The sequence below is a fragment of the Sphaerisporangium rhizosphaerae genome (assembly GCF_042665155.1).
Lineage (GTDB): Bacteria > Actinomycetota > Actinomycetes > Streptosporangiales > Streptosporangiaceae > Sphaerisporangium > Sphaerisporangium rhizosphaerae.
Genome location: NZ_JBHTCG010000016.1, coordinates 16,837 through 32,926, shown reverse-complemented (window position 1 = coordinate 32,926; position 16,090 = coordinate 16,837). Strand labels below are relative to the sequence as shown.

Sequence of the window (16,090 nt, the reverse complement as noted above, 5' to 3'; positions counted from 1 at the left end):
AGGAGAGATCATGACCGAGCCGTCCGTGACCAGGCCACAGGCAGTGATCTTCGATGTGAACGAGACCCTCACCGACATGGAGCCGCTGCGCGACCGGTTCGAGGAGGCCGGCCTTCCCCGTGATGCGATGGACACCTGGTTCGCGAGCGTGCTGCGCGACGGATTCGCGCTCACCGTGGCCGGGGGATACGCCGACTTCGCCGCCATCGCCGCCGAGGTGCTCAAGGAACTGCTCGTGAGCAGGGGTGCCGCGGACGGAGACGTCGACCCGGGCACGGCGGTCGATAACGTGCTCGGCGCGTTCAGGCGGTTGCGGGTGCATCCCGACATCCCTGAGGGGATGCGCCTGCTGCACCAGAGCGGCATCCGGCTGTTCACCATGACCAACGGCGCCGCGGCGATGACCGAGGGCATCCTCGCCCGCGAGGGGCTGCTCGACCTGGTGGAGGCGCGGCTGGACGTCAGCGCTCCCCGCGCCTGGAAGCCGGCCCGGGCCGCCTACGAGTACGCGCTCGGCGCGACCGGCGTCCGGCCGGACCAGGCGGCCCTGGTCGCCGTGCACCCCTGGGACATCGACGGCGCCCAGCGCGCCGGCCTGACCGGGGCCTGGCTGAACCGGCGCGGTCTGCCCTATCCGGGCACGATGACCGCCCCGCGGGTGACCGCGCCCGACCTCGTGACCCTCGCGGGCCGGTGGGCTTAGGATCCGCCCGTCACGAGGCCGGGATGGCGATCTCCAGCCAGACCGTCTTGCCGCGCCCGCTCGGCGAGCTGTTCCACGCGCTGGCCAGCGCGTCCACCAGGAACAGGCCGCGTCCGTGCTCCGCCTCAGCGCTGCCTTCCTCGGACAGGGAGAAGGGGGAAGGCACCGGCGGATCACTGTCGGAGTCCCGTACTTCGAGGCGGACGCGATCGGCGAACGCGCGCAGCCGCACGTCGACGTCGGTGCCCGCGTGGATGAGCGCGTTGGTGACGACCTCGGAGGTGACGAGCTGCAGGTCCTCCGACACCTCCGTCAGGCCCCACTGGCACAGCAGGTCATGCACCAGGCCCCGGACCTCCTTGGCCCCCCGCAAGTCGCGTGCCTCGATGTGCAGATGCCCCGTGCGGGGCACGTCTTCGGCGCCTTCGTAGCGGGCCAGGAGCAGTGCCACGTCGTCGCGGCGGCGCCGCGGATCGGGTGCCTCGGTGAGGAGGCGGTCGGCCAGCTTCTCGAGATCGGCGCCCGCCTCGAGGGCGGCGGAACGGAACGTCGCGGCCGCACCGTCACCGGGGTCCTCGACGCGCGGGTCGACCAGCCCGTCCGAGTACAGCATGAGCACCGACCCCGCCGTCAGCGTGTGCTCCCGCGCACGGTACGGAGTCGGCGCGGCCACTCCGAGCGGCACGTTGGCCGGGGCCTCCAGGGTGTGGACGACGCCGTCGGAGCATCGCAGGAGCGGTGCCGGATGGCCGGCGAGCGCCACCTCGGCGTGGCCGTCCGCCGTGTCCAGGGCGACGACGCAGCAGGTGGCGAGCAGGTCGGTGCCCAGCCGGGAGAGAAGCGCGCCGGTCCGCTCGAGGAGCGCCGCCGGCCCATGGCCCTCCGTCGCGTACGCCGCCAACGCACTGCGCAGCTGGCCCATGACCGCGGCGCTCTCCAAGGTGTGGCCCTCCACGTCACCGATGACCAGCACGACGCGCTCGTCCGGCGATTCGATCAGGTCGTACCAGTCGCCACCCACCTCGTAGGTGGCGGCGGCGGGCTGGTAGCGGGCCGTGGTGGTGAGTCTCGGCACGTCCGGCAGTACGGGCGGGAGCAGCCTCTTCTGCAGGCACTCGGCGTACGCCTGCCGCTTCCTGGTCAGTTCGATGCGTTCGACGGCCGAACCCAGCCGCCCGGCCATCATGGTGAGGACGGCCCTCTCCTCGGGGGCGAAGCGCCGAGGTCCGCCGAAGGACAGGCAGCAGACGCCGACCACGTGGTCGCTCCCGGTGAAGGGCACGTCGATGACGTGTCTGCTCCCGATGAGCGGAAGGTAGGCGGCGGCGTACATCTCATGATCGAGGCCCTCGGCGGCCGGCCGGTCCGGGTCGCCCGAAACGAAGATCGCACGTCCCGCGACCGCCTGGGCGGCGGGCGTGTGGGCGTGCAGCACTGAGCCGTGGAGTTCGTGCACGAGGTCGGAGGAGTCACCGCTGTGCCCGATGACCCACAGGCGCCCGTCGCCCACCGAGGCCAGCACCATTGCCCGGGCGTGGAACGGCGACATGACGCAGAACCGTGCCGCTCCGACGACGTGATCCATGGTGGTCGCCCGGTTCAGCATGTCGGCCAGCCGCTGCAGCGGATACATGAGGCTCAGGCCGGCCGATCCGGGGACACCCGGCACTCCCCAGACGGCGAGGCCGGCCGATCCGGCCGGCGACTCGGCGCCCGGGGCGGCCTCACCGGCGTCCGCCGGATACGGCTGGGCCCTCGCCGCGTCGAACACGGGGACGAGCACGGGCAGATGCCCGGGTGTGATCGGCCCGCGACGGGCGGCGAGGGCGTCGAGGACGACGGCGAGCCGGTCGCCGATCGTCCTGAGCGCCACGCGATCTTCGTCGGCGTAGCCGCCTCTGTCCTCGGGCCGGAGGACCGTCAGGGCGCCGAAGCGGTGCTCTCCTGCCCAGAGGGGGGCCGCTGCCACGGTGTACGGATAGGGCGTGCCCCCCGGACGGTCGTCGGCCCGCGGATCCGGATCGGCCAGGACCGCCACCGTCCCGTCCGACACGGCTCGTGCGGAGGCGTAAGGAGCGTCGAGCGCCATGCGGCCCGGGAGCGTGAAGACCGACGGCGGACTGCCGCCGATCATCGCGGCCTTGAGTTCGGCGCCGTCGGCCGTCAGGAGGTAGACGGCCGCCGCGACCGCCTTCAGCCGGTCGGCGGCCTCACACACGGCAGGATGCAGTGCCGCCGCCAGATCGCCCGGGATCTCAACGGGCCCGTCCTCGCGGGCATCTCGCACGACCATCCCGCTGCCCGTCACGGAGGCGCTTCCCGTCCCGTCGAAATGGGCGAACGCCCCGCGTCCGCGTACCTCCCAAAGACAGATCGCTGTCGAGCCGCCTCCGCCCGCCCACCCCACGCAGCGCTGCCCCGGCCCCAGGCAGCGGCGACCCGGCCCCAGGCAGCGGCGACCCGGCCGCCCCACGCCGCGATGACGGCCTGGCCACCGCACGCCGCGATGACGGCCTGGCCGCCCCGCGCCGGCGAGGACCGCACCTCCGTCCCTCGATACGGGCTCATCCGAAGGCCTCCGTCACGTCCTGTCGGCGTCTCCGATAACGGCGATCGTGTGCTTTCCTCCAGGCACCCCGGAGACGCCTGTCATCGCGCCCACTCGCGGTCGGCCGACCCCGTGCGCATTCCGAACTCCGCCAGGGGCTCTCACACCGCCTTCCGCCTCGACGGCGGGATGCGCGTCCGTCGAGGTCAGGCGCCTGCAGGCCCTGCTCCTGTACGCCCCATCCTACGACGCGCCCCACCGGCGGCCCGGAGGAGATGCCCGGTATGCAGTCCGCTCGGCACGGCACCCACCGACACCTGAACGGCCACGTCCACCACGCTTCATCTCCCGATGCCCGAAACCCTTAGTCACCCACGCCCCCGACTCTGCGATCAGCAGCGGGGCGTTTCGGCTGGTGGGCGCTACCTGCGTTTCGGAGATGGCTGATTCTTGCGGACTTCCGGCGGGCGGCCAACTGGGCGAGCGTCACGCGCAGACTCGGCTTTCCCGGGCTGCACTTCCATGATCTCCGGCATACGGGAACACGCTCGCGGCCGGCTCGGGGGCGACTCTCCGGGACCCCATGGAGCGGATGGGGCACGACAGCGTGCGCGCGGCGATGATCTGTCAGCACAGCACGAACCAGCCCCGAGGTCTTGGCCCTGGGTCAGGGCGTACAGCCAGCCGCCGATTGCCGGCCGGACGCCTCGTGCGCGCCGGAGACGCTTGTCCTCGACTGGGCGAGGAATCAGGCCGACACGGGTGGCCCTGCTTGTACCAGATCAATGCGCTCCAAGCGCCTCCGCGCCCCTTTCAAGGGCCGCGGCCAAGGCAACGTCGCGAAGACCTGCGCCTCTTGAAGGTCGCCACTCCTCTGGACGGGGTCCATGCGCCGAACTGCGTTGACAGAGACCGGGCCGAAGCTCGCGCCCATTGACGCACATGCCAAGTGGAGGATCGCCTACGGGTGGTCCCGGCCCCAGCGCGTCGCCGGCGTCGTGGGGCTGTACCAGTCGGACGGGCTCGCCGAGCCCGGCCTGAACCCGGCAATGCTGTGCAAGTGGGAGCACGGCGACGGCGACCCGGGTCCGGAGTACGGGCCGATGCTGTGCCGCCTGTACGGGGCGAGTCCTTCCCAACTCGGGATGAGAAACCTGACACCGCCTACCTACAGTGTTGCCTCTCCCGCTGCTGCGGCTGCGATCGTTACTGTGGCGGCAGGCGGCGACACCAGCGAAGGCGAGGACCCGATGCGACGTCGGACACTGATAGCCGCAGCAGGTCTCTCCGTTCCGCTGCACCTGCTCGACAAGCTCGACGACGCGCTCGCCCTGTCCCCCTCGCCGGCTGAAGCCTCCGGGGTTGCGGACATCAAAGTGCGGCTGGCCGCGGCGCGCCGCGAATACGACGCCGCGCAGCTGGCGCCGCTGGTGGCAGGATTGCCTGACCTGTTGTCATCCGCGCAAGACGCCGCCGAACGTACGGGCACTGCAGGCTCACTCGTGTTGCTGGCAGCGTGCTACGACGTTGCGACGGAAGCGCTCAACAAGATCGGGCGTGGCCATGCCAGCCGGATCACCGCGGACCGTTCAGTGGCGTGGGCGACACGCTCTGGGTCCCCCGTAGCGATGGCCACCTCAGCGCGAGCGCTCGGGATCGTGCTACGCCACGAAGGGCGACCTGAGATCGCCGAAAGAGTCACACTGCAGGCCGCCGGCCGCCTGGAAGCAGCAGGACTGCGTACACCTACCGAGGCGTCAGCGTATGTGCGGATGCTGTGCACCTGCGCCTACAACGCCGCCCAAGCCGCCGACCGGGATCGGGCGTTGGAACTGATCGGCGAAGCCGAACGGGTATCCCACGCCGCCAAAGCAGCCGACTCCCCATCACCTCAGGTGACGCTCTACCGAGTAGGCGTCCACTGGGCGCTCGGCGATGCCGGAACGGCGCTCCACGCGGGCCGCGATCTCAAGGCAGAGCAGTTCCCGACACCCGAGCGGAAAGGGCGGCTCCACACGGATCTGGCACGAGCGTGGTGGATGTGGGGCAAGCCAGAGCAGACCGCCCTGGCGCTGCTCGCCGCCTGGCAGGAGGCGCCCAGCGAGGTGAAAGACCGACCGGCGATCCGGCGGATCGCCGACGACCTCGTCACCCACCACCCGCGGGTGGCCGGCGTCAGGGAACTCACCGCGGCGCTCGGCCACACATGACACGCCGTACCGGGGACCGCGAGGATGGCGATCAGGGTCGTGTCCATTTCTGGTTGTTCTGGCCGGTGCATGACCAGATCTGGACCTTGGTGCCGTTGGCGGTGCCGGAGCCGGAGACGTCCAGGCACTTGTTCGCGCCGACGGCGGTGATGGTGCCGTCGGAGTTGAGGCGCCACTTCTGGTTGTTCTGCCCGTTGCAGTCCCAGATGATCACACTGGTCCCGTCGGCGGTGCCGGCGCCGTTGACGTCCAGGCACTTGTTGCCGTAGACCCGCAGCTCGTTCGCGTTGGTGGCCGCCCATTGCTGGTTGGCGCCGCTGTTGCAGTCCCAGATCTGCAGCTGGACGCCGTTGGTCTGGGAGGCGCCGTTGACGTCCAGGCATCGGCCCGAGGCCACGCCCCGGATCGTGGAGCCGGGCGATGTGCTGCCGGCGGGCCGAAGGTGCAGGCCGAACTCGGCGATGCCGGGGGCGGCCCGGGAGCCGGTGATGCGCAGCCTGACCCGGCTGGTGGTGACCGGGGCCGTCAGGCGGATCAGCTTCTTGTGGCCGATCGTGGTGTCGGCCGCGATCTGGGTCCAGGTGGTGCCGTTCCAGGAGTCCACGGCGAACGACCTCGTGCGCTGGCCGATGCGCAGGTCCTCCTGAGTGGAGATGACATCGAAGGTCCGTGAGGAGGGCAGGGTCAGCACCAGCGCGCCGGTGGTCCCGGTCGGCTGCCAGGAGGTGTCGAGGTCGCCGTTCACCGCCAGGTCGGGGGTGTGCCCGGTGGTGGCGGAGGTGCCGCTGTCGTTGGCCGCGCCGGCGCCGCTCGCGAGATCGGTGGCGAAGGTCGAGGACACGATGGCGCCGAACTGGGTCAGGGTGTCCACCGCCGTCTGGTCCAGCAGCCCCTGCCGATTCGGGGAGAGGTTCAGCAGCATGTTGCAGTTGCGTCCCACCGACGCGTAGTACATCTCGAGCAGCTCGCTCGGGGGTCTCCAGGTCTCGCCGGGCTGCCAGAACCAGTTGTGGCGCGCCGACAGGGTGCCGTTGCACTCTCCGGGGAACCATCGAAGCATGTTCCACGCGCTGGTCCCGTCGGCTTTGCGCTGGGACAGCACGCTGTCGCTGCCGAGATCACCGGCGCCGTTGCCGCCGGGCACGCCCAGCACCGAGTCGGCGCCGGTCGCGGGATCGCCGGTGGCGGGCACGACCGACCATTCCGAGGTGCGCGCGTAGCCGTTCTCGTTGCCGACCCAGCGCACGTCCGGCCCGCCGTCGTTCTCCATGACCGCGTTGGGCTGCAGCGTGCGGACCATGGTGGCCCAGTCCTTGAAGTTGTAGGGCTGGGTGCGGCCGGTCGGGTTGGCGCCGTCCCACCACAGTTCGTCGATGCCGCCGTAGCGGGTCAGCAGTTCGTACAGGGTGTTCTCGAAATAGGCGTTGTAGTCGTCGGAATTGAAGCGGAACGTCACTCCGTTGACGACCTCCGAGGAGTCGGCGGGGATCGTCACCTGCCTGGATGCGCTGCCGTTGGCGAACCGTCCGCCGGACAGGTTCTCGTGCAGGTCGGCGGGCGACACGTACAGACCGGCCTTCAGCCCGTACTTGTGCATGGAATCGGTGAAGCTCTTGACCACATCACCCTGTCGGCCGGACCAGGAGGACGACGCCACGCCGAAGTTGCTGTACTTGGAGGGGAAGAGCAGAAAACCGTCGTGGTGCTTGGCGGTGAGGATGGCCCCCTTGAACCCGGCGTTCTTGATCGAGGCGGCCCACTGGTCGGTGTTGAGACCGGTGTGGCTGGAAGGCGTTGGGGTCCTCGGTGCCGGTGCCCCACTCTCTGCCGGTGAAGGTGTTGATGCCGAAGTGGAGGAAGTTGTACTGCTCCAGCCGCTGCCAGGCCAGCTGGCGCGGCGCCGGCACGACATCGGCGGCCTTCGCGATGATCGTCGCGGGCGAGTCCGACGCCGACACCGGCGCGACCTGCACCGTGGCGGCGTAGGAGGCGTCGGCCGGTGCCAGGGCGACCGCGACCAGGCCGAGAACCGACATCACACTGAGCGCTCTTCTGACAAGAGTGCGCATCATCGGCGCGAACGTACGCCGATCCACAGTCCACATGTGTGGTCCTTTCTTCGACGCGCGGATGTTCGGTGGGCCCGGGAGGTGAGCCCCGGGAGGTGAGCCGAGGAGAGGCCTGCGGTACGGCAGGCACGGGCGGTCATGGACGCAAGCGCGCCTCACGGAATCGATTCGATGGCGTCGGCGCCACGATCACCGTGGACCGCCATCGTGTCAAGGAGTCCCGCTGCGGTGAGGTCGTCGCCCGGTGCGGCCGAAGTAGCGCGCCACAGCGGCGCATCACGGCTCAGGGACGGTCAGAGCTCCCCGATTCGACCGAAATTTTCGCGGTCAGCGATCTGAAAGTTTCAGCTCGATGTGCCCTGAGCCCGTGAAGCCGGGCCCGCCGGTCACTGATCGGCCGGCGAGGAGGTGCTCTCCCGAACCGTCAGGGTCGTGGCCAGCTCGAGGCCGGTCTGCGGCGTCTCCTCACCACGCCCCAGGGCGAGCGCCAACTCGGTGGCGGCGGCGGCCATCTCGGCGAGCGGCTGGTGGACGGTGGTCAGCGGAGGATCGACGAGCGCGGCGACGGGCAGGTCGTCGAAGCCCACCACGCTCACGTCCGCCGGTATCCGCAGCCCCAGCTCGCGGGCGGCCTGGTAGACGCCGAGCGCCTGCAGGTCGTTGCAGGCGAAGATCGCAGTGGGTCGCTCAGGTCCGCTCAGCAGGCCGAGCGCGGCCACACGTCCGCCCTGTGTGGTCAGCTCGGCGCGTACGACGAGGTCGGTGTCCACGGTCAGGCCCGCGGCCTCAAGGGCCGAGCGATAGCCGTCCAGCCGGGCCCGGCAACACAGGATCCGGTCATGTCCGGCGATCATCGCTATGCGGCGATGTCCCAGTTGTACGAGATGGCGGGTCGCCGACCGGCCTCCCGCCCAGTTGGTCGCGCCGACGTACGGGACGCCGTCCGGCAGTTCGATCGTGGGGTCGAAGACCACGAACGGGATGTCCTTGGCCCGCAACTCGTCACGCTGCTCCTGCGACAGTTGGGCGACCGTGACGACGCAGGCCGGGCGACGGGCCAGCGTGTCGCCGATCGGATGTCCCGCCGGGTCCTGCGGCGGCCCGAACTCGGTCAGCACGACTCCGACGCGCTGTTCACGGGCCACCCGCTCGACGCCGCGGATGATCTCCATGCCCCACATGTCCTCGAGCTCACCGAAGACGAGCTCCATCACGTTCCTGCGGTTGGTCTTGCGGTAGCCGTACTCGCTGACCAGCGCCTCGACACGGGCGCGGGTGTCGGCGGCCACGCCGGGACGGCCGTTGATGACCTTGGACACGGTCGGGATCGAGACTCCGGCCGTCTCCGCGATGTAGGAGATGGTCACGGGGCGGGTCGGGTCGCCTTTCTGGTGCTCCGGGTCGCTGACGAGTCCGCCCGACTCGGCGTAGGACAACCTGGCCCCCTTCGTCATCGCCCCCGCGGTCAGCACCGCGCGAAGGCCCGTTCACGGCGCAAGGATAACCCGTCGCCCGCGACGGCGACTTGCGCGTTCAGGTCGAGGATCCACCCCGGTCGGCCGGCCTGGGACGAGATGGGACGCGGGGCGGCCGTCATGCGCACAGTGGCTTTGAAACATTCAGAGAGACTCGGCGCAGAACTTTCTGCACATCCAACGGCGCCAAGCCGGCATCGACCACAAAGGCAATGGTCATCGTGTCATCCGACCGATCGACGGTCGGGCGAGGTGGAGGATTGAGGTTTCCGGGTCGCTCGTGTAGGTCGGCGGCGCCGATGACGGGTGGACGGAGACATGGTCGACCCCTACTTTATGTTTCTGGATATTTGGCCAGGAACTTTCCATACTCAAGGTGGTTCGGCGGTTGGAGCCGACCGCTCCTCGTCGAGGGACCGCCGATCGGCGCCGTTGAAGGCTGACGCCATCGAGGGAGAGCAATGAAACTGCACAGCTTACGGGGGGTCCGCCTGCGGATCGGCGCGGTCCTCGCCGCGCTGACCGCGCTCGTGCCGACGGGGATGATGACGGCCGTGAGCGCGCACGCCGCCGCGGGTTGCGGCGTCACCTACACCGTCTCATCACAGTGGCCAGGCGGATTCACCGCCAATGTTAGCGTTAACAACCTGGGTGATCCGATCAACGGCTGGAAGCTCGCGTGGACCTTCCCCTCGGGCCAGCAGGTCACCCAGGCGTGGAACGCGACGGTCACCTCCTCCGGAGCGCAGGTCACCGCGGCGAATGTGAGCTGGAACGCGGCCATCGCCACCAACGCGACGGTCTCGTTCGGCTTCAACGGGTCGTGGTCCAGCGCCAACACCGCGCCGACGTCCTTCACGCTGAACGGGGTGAAGTGCACCGGCGGAGTGGCCGGCCCCTCACCGTCGCCCTCGCCCAGTCCCTCACCGTCGGCTACGCCGTCGCCCAGTCCGTCACCATCGCCGTCACCTTCGCCCAGTCCGTCGCCATCGCCATCGCCATCGCCATCGCCATCGCCGAGTCCATCACCCTCGCCGCAGCCGGGTGACGCGATGGCCACCGTGGCCGCCATGCAGCCCGGCTGGAACCTGGGCAATACCTTCGACGCCATCCCCGACGAGACCTCGTGGGGCAACCCGCTCACCACGCAGGCCATGCTCCACCAGGTGCGCTCCCAGGGGTACAAGAGCATCCGGATCCCGATCACCTGGAGCAACCACCACGGCGCGGCGCCCGACTACACCATCGACTCCGCCTGGCTGAGCCGCGTCCGTCAGGTCGTCGACTGGTCCCTGGCCGAGGGCCTCTACGTGCTGATCAACCTGCACCACGACTCCTGGCAGTGGATCAACACCTATCCCACCGACTCCACGACGGTGATGAACCGCTACTCCGCCCTGTGGCGCCAGATCGCCGGCACCTTCCGCGACTACTCCCCGAAGCTGCTGTTCGAGAGCATCAACGAGCCGCAGTTCGCCGGCACGTCCGACGACGCCCAGGGCGATCAGCTGACCAACACGCTCAACACCGCGTTCGTCCGCCTCGTCCGCCAGACCGGCGGAGCCAACGCCACCCGTGTCCTGGTGCTGCCCACGCTGCACACCAGCAGCGAACAGCCCCGCCTGGACGCGCTGAGCTCCACCTTCACCGCTCTGCATGATCCCAACCTCGCCGCGACGGTCCACTTCTACGGCTGGTGGCCGTTCAGCGTGAACATCGCCGGCGGCACCAAGTACGACAGCAACGTCGAGCAGGACCTGACCGCCTCGTTCGACCGGGTCCGCACCACGTTCGTCTCCCGCGGCATCCCGGTGATCATCGGGGAGTGGGCACTGCTCAGCTATGACTACACCCGCCCGGGCATCATCGAGCGCGGCGAGTTCCTGAAGTACATCGAGGCCGTGGGGTACAACGCCCGCGCCCGCAACCTCACCACCATGCTCTGGGACGCGGGCTCGTTCCTGGACAGGAACCAGTTGCGATGGCGGGACCAGGGCGTGTTCGACATGATGAAGGCGAGCTGGACCACCCGCTCCGGCACCGCCTCCTCCGACCAGGTGTACGTGCCCCACACCGGCACGATCCCGAGCCGGACGCTCACGCTCAACCTCAACGGCACCACGTTCCAGGGGTTGCGGCAGGGCAGCACCGCTCTGGCCCAGGGCACCGACTACACCGTGTCGGGCACGACGCTGACGCTCACGTCGGCGGCGCTCACCCGGCTCGCCGGTAACCGGGCGTACGGGGTGAACGCCACGATCGAGGCCCGCTTCTCCCAGGGCGCGCCGTGGCAGATCAGCATCATCTCCTCCGACACCCCCACGCAGGCCGCCGCCACCGGAACGACGTCGTCCTTCGCGATTCCCACCCAGTTCCGCGGTGACCAGCTCGCCACCATGGAGGCCAAGTACGCCGACGGCAGCGGGGCCGGACCGGCCAACTGGACGTCGTACAAGGAGTTCTGGAGCTCTTTCCAGCCCGACTACAGCGCCGGCACCATCCTTCTCAAGCCCGAATTCTTCGCCGAGGTCAACGACGGCCGCGTCACTCTCACCTTCCACTTCTGGAGTGGAAAGCAGCTCACGTACTACATCACCAAATCCGGCACCACCGTGACCGGCGGCACCGGCTGACGATCCGCACGAGCGGGTGCCGTGGCCATGCGGGCACGGCACCCGCCGAACCCCGTCGGGATTCCGCGCCGGCACGGGGACGGCGGCTCCTGCGAGCGAGTTCTCCGGCTGTCACCTCGCTGTCGGGCTGAAGCCAGAGCACTGACCGCCTGAGCGATCGGGCGCGGAACGCCGTCCGGTGCACCGCCCGTCCATGCGGTGCACCGGACGCAAGCGCGTGATCGCGGCACCCATCGAATCGATACGATTACTCTTGTCACGAGGAGCCGGCATGTCCCCCGTCAGACTGTCGCGGCTTCGCAGACGGGCCGCTCTGGCCGGTACCGCTCTGCTCGCCGGGGCCCTGCTCACGATTCCCTCCGCGACGGGCACGGCCGAAGCCGCTCCCGCCGTCTACGAGCCCACATGGGCGTCGGTGGACCAGCATCCGGCCGCTCCGGAGTGGTTCCAGGACGCGAAGTTCGGCATCTACTGGCATTGGGGTGCCTTCGCCACGCCTGAGTACGGCACCGAGTGGTACCCCCGCACCATGTACATCAACGGCTCGAACGAGAACAACCACCACAAGAGCGTCTACGGTGACCCCTCGGCGTGGCCGTACAACAACTTCATCGACGGCGCGCGCGACAAAGCCGGCAACTGGGTGCAGTTCGCGCCGAAGCTCACGTCACAGGGCGGCAACTTCGACCCCGGCGCGTGGGCGCAGCTGGTGGCCGACTCCGGGGCCAAGTTCGCCGGGCCGGTCGCCGAGCACCACGACGGCTTCTCCATGTGGAACAGCCAGGTCAACGAGTGGAACTCGGTCGCCCGGGGGCCCAAGCTGGACCTGGTGCAGCTGTTCGCCGACGCGATCCGCGCCAAGAACCTGAAGTTCCTGGTCACGTTGCACCATCTGTACAACTTCACCGGCTACTACGACCACGTGCCCACGCAGCCGACCACCACGTTGAAGAAACTGTACGGGCAGCTCGGCTCGGCCGCGGAGCAGCAGCTGTGGTACGATAAGCTGAAGGAGGTCGTCGACAAGTACCGGCCGGACATGATCTGGCAGGACGGCGGCCTCTATCTCGTCGACGAGTCCAAGCGGCTCAATTTCCTGTCGTACTACTACAACCAGGCCAACGCGTGGGGCAAAGAGGTCGTCGCCGCCTACAAGGACGGCTTCAACACCAATGGCGAGATGTTCGACTACGAGCGCGGCGGCCCCGCCGACATCCGTAATCCCTACTGGCTGACCGACGACGCCGTCAGCAACCCGTCCTGGTCCTACACCAACGGGATCTCGTACTACAGCTCGGCCGCGCTGCTCCATGCGCTGATCGACCGGGTGAGCAAGAACGGCAACATGCTGCTCAACATCTCCCCCAGGGCCGACGGTTCGATCCCGCAGACACAGAAGGACCTGCTGAACGCCATCGGAACCTACCTGCGGCGCAACGGCGAGTCGGTCTACTCCACGCGCGCCTGGACCACCTACGGCGAAGGGCCGACCAAGATGGGCGGCGGCAGTTTCGTGGAGCCACGGGCCGGCACGGCACAGGACATCCGCTACACCCGCAGCAAGGACGACACCGTGCTGTACGCCACCGTACTCGGCTGGCCGGGCTCCACCCTCAACCTCGCCTCGCTGGCCGGTGGACGGATGGATCTGTCGAACCTGAGCAAGGCCGAACTGATCGGCAACACCGCCGGCACCTACCTCAACCTGCCCAACCGCACCCAGGACGCCGCCGGCCTGCACATCGGCATGCCGAGCCGGCCGTACTCGGCGCCGGCGTACGTGGTGAAACTGACCTTCAACGGGCCGATGAAGACCCCTTCCGTCACGGCCGGTCCATTGCGCAACGTCAACGCCGCCAGATGCCTGGACGTCGCCGGCGCCTCTCAGGCCAACGGCGCGCAGGGGCAATTGTGGGACTGCAACGGCCAACCCAACCAGCAGTGGACGCCGACCTCCGCCAAGGAGCTCAGGGTCTACGGCAACAAGTGCCTGGACGCCAACGGCCAGGGGACGGCGGACGGCACCCAGATCGTCATCTGGGACTGCAACGGCGGGACCAACCAGCAGTGGACCCTCAACACCGACGGCAGCATCACCGGCGTGCAGTCCGGCAAATGCCTGGACGCCAACGCCGCCGGCACCGCCAACGGCACCAAGGTGATCCTCTGGAGCTGCCACGGTGGCAACAACCAGAAGTGGACCCGCAGCTGATCTTGCTGCCAGGGCCAACGCGGGCTGCACGGCGCCGCCGACGTCAACGCCACCAGCGCACATGGCCCGACCGGCGGGCTGGTGCCGTGTCCCCTCAACATGGCCACCCGCGGGAGATGAGAGATGCCGCCCTCACCACTCAGCCGCCGCCTGCTACCAGATCATCAACCACGGCACCGGCACCGCCCTGGACGGCATGGGCAACACCTCCGCCGGCTCCACCATCGGCATGTGGACCCCCAACACCAGCACCAACAACCTCTGGACCATCACCGCCACCTGACGCCCGGTGAGGGGGGCACGGCGATCACCGGCGTCTCGGCCGGCCCACCGATACAGTTCCCCTTGGTCGGACGCTCCAAGAACTATTTCGAATCCCCGGCGCCGCGAGGTGGCCGACGCACATGGTGAAAATTTCACGCCTTGTGGGCGGACGTGTACGAGCAGATATCCGGCGTATCTCCCGGCTGAGGTACGGAGCCGGCTCGCTCGGCTGAACTTCCTCGGCATCGGCGATACCTGGCGACGTTGACGCTCGCGATCCGCCCCTCTTAGCATCTGACGGCTCACGCCTGACCTCTTCGGCCCGGTGGCAGGCGTCTTTCACCGGCCGAAAGAATGGAGTGCTCGGCACCCGTTTGTTAGCGCTAACAGCATTCAGTCGAGAATCAGGGCCGCCCCGGCGAAGGCTTCCGGAACGAATCGGTCGCCGGAGGTTCGGCGGTTCGAGAATGGAAAGGCCTGACATCTTGAGCAGATTCTCTTTTCGCCGGCCCGGCTCTCGCCGCCTGGCCGGCGCGTCGGTCGTCGCCGCGACCGCCGTCGTGATGATCGGCGCGGTCGTGCCCGCCGAGGCGGCGACGACTTTGAAGGCGGCGGCCGAAGCGAAGGGCCGGTACTTCGGCACCGCGCTGACGCGGGGAGACCTCGGCATCAGCAGCGAGATCGCTCTTGCGGCGGCGCAGTTCGACATGGTCACGCCGGGCAACGAGATGAAGTGGGACGCCACCGAACCCTCCCGCAACTCGTTCAACTTCGGCGCCGGCGACCAGATCGTGTCCTTCGCCCAGTCGCACAGCATGCGGGTGCGCGGGCACACGCTGGTGTGGCACGCCCAGCTTCCCGCCTGGGTGACCAGCCTGTCGACGAACCAGGTGCAGGGCGCGATGGAGAATCACATCACCACCGAGGCCACCCACTACAAGGGCAAGGTCTACTCCTGGGACGTGGTGAACGAACCGTTCAACGAGGACGGCACCCTGCGCCAGGACGTCTTCTACAAGGCCATGGGCACCGGCTACATCGCCGACGCGCTGCGCACCGCGCACGCGGCCGACCCCAACGCCAAGCTGTACATCAACGACTACAACATCGAGGGCGTCAACGCGAAGAGCAACGGTATGTACTCGCTCGCGCAGTCGCTTCTGGCCCAGGGCGTGCCGCTGAACGGCATCGGGTTCGAGAGCCACTTCATCGAGGGCCAGGTCCCCACGTCCCTGCTGGCGAACATGCAGCGCTTCGCCGGCCTGGGCCTCGACGTCGCCGTCACCGAGCTCGACGACCGCATCCAGATGCCGGCCGACAACTCCGAACTGCAGCAACAGGGCACCGACTACGGCATGGTCGTGAACGCCTGCCTGGCGGTCCCCCGCTGCGTGGGCGTCTCCCAATGGGGCGTGGACGACGGCCACACCTGGATTCCCGGCACGTTCCCCGGCTATGGCGCACCCATGATGTGGGACGCCAGCTACCAGCCCAAACCCGCCTATAACGCCGCCCTCAACGCCCTCAACAGCGCCCCGACCCCCACCCCCACGCCGACTCCGACCCCCACTCCTACCCCGACGCCAACTCCCACCCCGACGCCCACGCCGACGCCCACGCCGACTCCTACTCCCACGCCGGTTCCGGGGGCGTGTTCGGCGACGGTCGAGACCACCAACAGCTGGCCGGGCGGGTTCCAGTCCACGGTGACCGTCCGTGCGGGCGGTTCGCCGGTCAACGGCTGGACCGTGAAGTGGACCTGGCCCGGCGGACAGACCATCAGCAGCCTGTGGAACGGCACCCAGACCGTATCGGGCTCCACCGTGACGGTCCGCAACACCTCCTACAACGGCACCATCGCGGCGGGATCCTCCACCACCTTCGGCTTCACCGCCAACGGCGCGGCCGCCACCCCCACCGCTACGTGCACCAGCCCCTGACACCGGTCGGCGACATCACTCACCGGCGTCGGAAGC

Annotated in this window: 11 protein-coding genes and 1 pseudogene; 8 read left to right on the top strand and 4 right to left on the bottom strand. The window is 68.9% G+C overall.

Going from position 1 to position 16,090, the window contains the following annotated elements; all coding sequences use genetic code 11:
* Positions 1-10: 10 nt before the first annotated feature.
* Positions 11-703 carry a haloacid dehalogenase type II gene (locus ACFQSB_RS23035; protein ID WP_380828982.1) on the top strand — a complete coding sequence of 231 codons (693 nt, stop codon included), beginning with the start codon at positions 11-13 and terminating at the stop codon, positions 701-703.
* Positions 704-713: 10 nt separating this feature from the next.
* On the opposite strand, the gene ACFQSB_RS23030 is transcribed toward ACFQSB_RS23035, so the two are convergent.
* Entirely contained in the window at positions 714-3,011 is a 2,298-nt protein-coding gene (locus tag ACFQSB_RS23030) for a SpoIIE family protein phosphatase (protein WP_380828981.1), read from the bottom strand.
* A gap of 1,127 nt (positions 3,012-4,138) precedes the next feature.
* On the opposite strand from ACFQSB_RS23030, the gene ACFQSB_RS23025 reads away from it, so the two are divergent.
* Positions 4,139-5,461 carry a hypothetical protein gene (locus ACFQSB_RS23025; protein ID WP_380828979.1) on the top strand — a complete coding sequence of 441 codons (1,323 nt, stop codon included), beginning with the start codon at positions 4,139-4,141 and terminating at the stop codon, positions 5,459-5,461.
* A gap of 31 nt (positions 5,462-5,492) precedes the next feature.
* Here ACFQSB_RS23025 and ACFQSB_RS23020 read toward each other — a convergent pair whose 3' ends face one another.
* The 3 genes from ACFQSB_RS23020 to ACFQSB_RS23010 form a co-directional block, all read right to left on the bottom strand.
* Entirely contained in the window at positions 5,493-7,181 is a 1,689-nt protein-coding gene (locus ACFQSB_RS23020; RefSeq protein WP_380829139.1) for a ricin-type beta-trefoil lectin domain protein, read from the bottom strand.
* On the bottom strand, positions 7,084-7,533 hold the full coding sequence (locus tag ACFQSB_RS23015) for a hypothetical protein (protein WP_380829141.1): 450 nt from the start codon (positions 7,531-7,533) through the stop codon (positions 7,084-7,086). Before ACFQSB_RS23015 ends, ACFQSB_RS23020 begins: the two co-directional genes overlap by 98 nt.
* A 383-nt stretch (positions 7,534-7,916) precedes the next feature.
* A complete protein-coding gene (locus ACFQSB_RS23010) occupies positions 7,917-8,984 on the bottom strand; it encodes a LacI family DNA-binding transcriptional regulator (protein ID WP_380828977.1) in 1,068 nt (355 codons plus the stop codon).
* 482 nt (positions 8,985-9,466) lie between these two features.
* Here ACFQSB_RS23010 and ACFQSB_RS23005 point away from each other — a divergent pair.
* From ACFQSB_RS23005 to ACFQSB_RS22980, 6 genes and pseudogenes are all read left to right on the top strand, one after another.
* Positions 9,467-9,823, top strand: a pseudogene (locus ACFQSB_RS23005) (cellulose binding domain-containing protein); the annotation flags it as partial.
* Positions 9,824-9,879: 56 nt separating this feature from the next.
* Complete coding sequence (locus ACFQSB_RS40465) at positions 9,880-10,053, top strand: hypothetical protein (protein WP_417774569.1); 174 nt, start codon at positions 9,880-9,882, stop codon at positions 10,051-10,053.
* A 4-nt stretch (positions 10,054-10,057) separates the two neighbouring features.
* Positions 10,058-11,638 (top strand): cellulase family glycosylhydrolase, encoded by a 1,581-nt coding sequence (locus ACFQSB_RS22995; RefSeq protein ID WP_380829138.1) that lies wholly within the window; start codon positions 10,058-10,060, stop codon positions 11,636-11,638.
* 271 nt (positions 11,639-11,909) lie between these two features.
* Positions 11,910-13,850 (top strand): alpha-L-fucosidase, encoded by a 1,941-nt coding sequence (locus tag ACFQSB_RS22990; RefSeq protein WP_380828976.1) that lies wholly within the window; start codon positions 11,910-11,912, stop codon positions 13,848-13,850.
* Positions 13,851-13,911: 61 nt separating this feature from the next.
* The gene (locus ACFQSB_RS22985) at positions 13,912-14,133 is read left to right on the top strand and encodes an RICIN domain-containing protein (protein ID WP_380828974.1); all 222 of its coding nucleotides are present in this window, start codon (positions 13,912-13,914) and stop codon (positions 14,131-14,133) included.
* A gap of 466 nt (positions 14,134-14,599) precedes the next feature.
* Positions 14,600-16,054 (top strand): endo-1,4-beta-xylanase, encoded by a 1,455-nt coding sequence (locus ACFQSB_RS22980; protein WP_380828973.1) that lies wholly within the window; start codon positions 14,600-14,602, stop codon positions 16,052-16,054.
* Positions 16,055-16,090: the final 36 nt, after the last annotated feature.

Coding starts and splice junctions, on each gene's coding strand:
- ACFQSB_RS23035 (WP_380828982.1), top strand. CDS start 11: ATGACCGAGCCGTCCGTGACCAGGCCACAGGCAGTGATCTTCGATGTG.
- ACFQSB_RS23025 (WP_380828979.1), top strand. CDS start 4,139: ATGCGCCGAACTGCGTTGACAGAGACCGGGCCGAAGCTCGCGCCCATT.
- ACFQSB_RS23015 (WP_380829141.1), bottom strand. CDS start 7,533: ATGATGCGCACTCTTGTCAGAAGAGCGCTCAGTGTGATGTCGGTTCTC.
- ACFQSB_RS23010 (WP_380828977.1), bottom strand. CDS start 8,984: ATGACGAAGGGGGCCAGGTTGTCCTACGCCGAGTCGGGCGGACTCGTC.
- ACFQSB_RS22995 (WP_380829138.1), top strand. CDS start 10,058: ATGGCCACCGTGGCCGCCATGCAGCCCGGCTGGAACCTGGGCAATACC.
- ACFQSB_RS22990 (WP_380828976.1), top strand. CDS start 11,910: ATGTCCCCCGTCAGACTGTCGCGGCTTCGCAGACGGGCCGCTCTGGCC.
- ACFQSB_RS22985 (WP_380828974.1), top strand. CDS start 13,912: ATGGCCCGACCGGCGGGCTGGTGCCGTGTCCCCTCAACATGGCCACCC.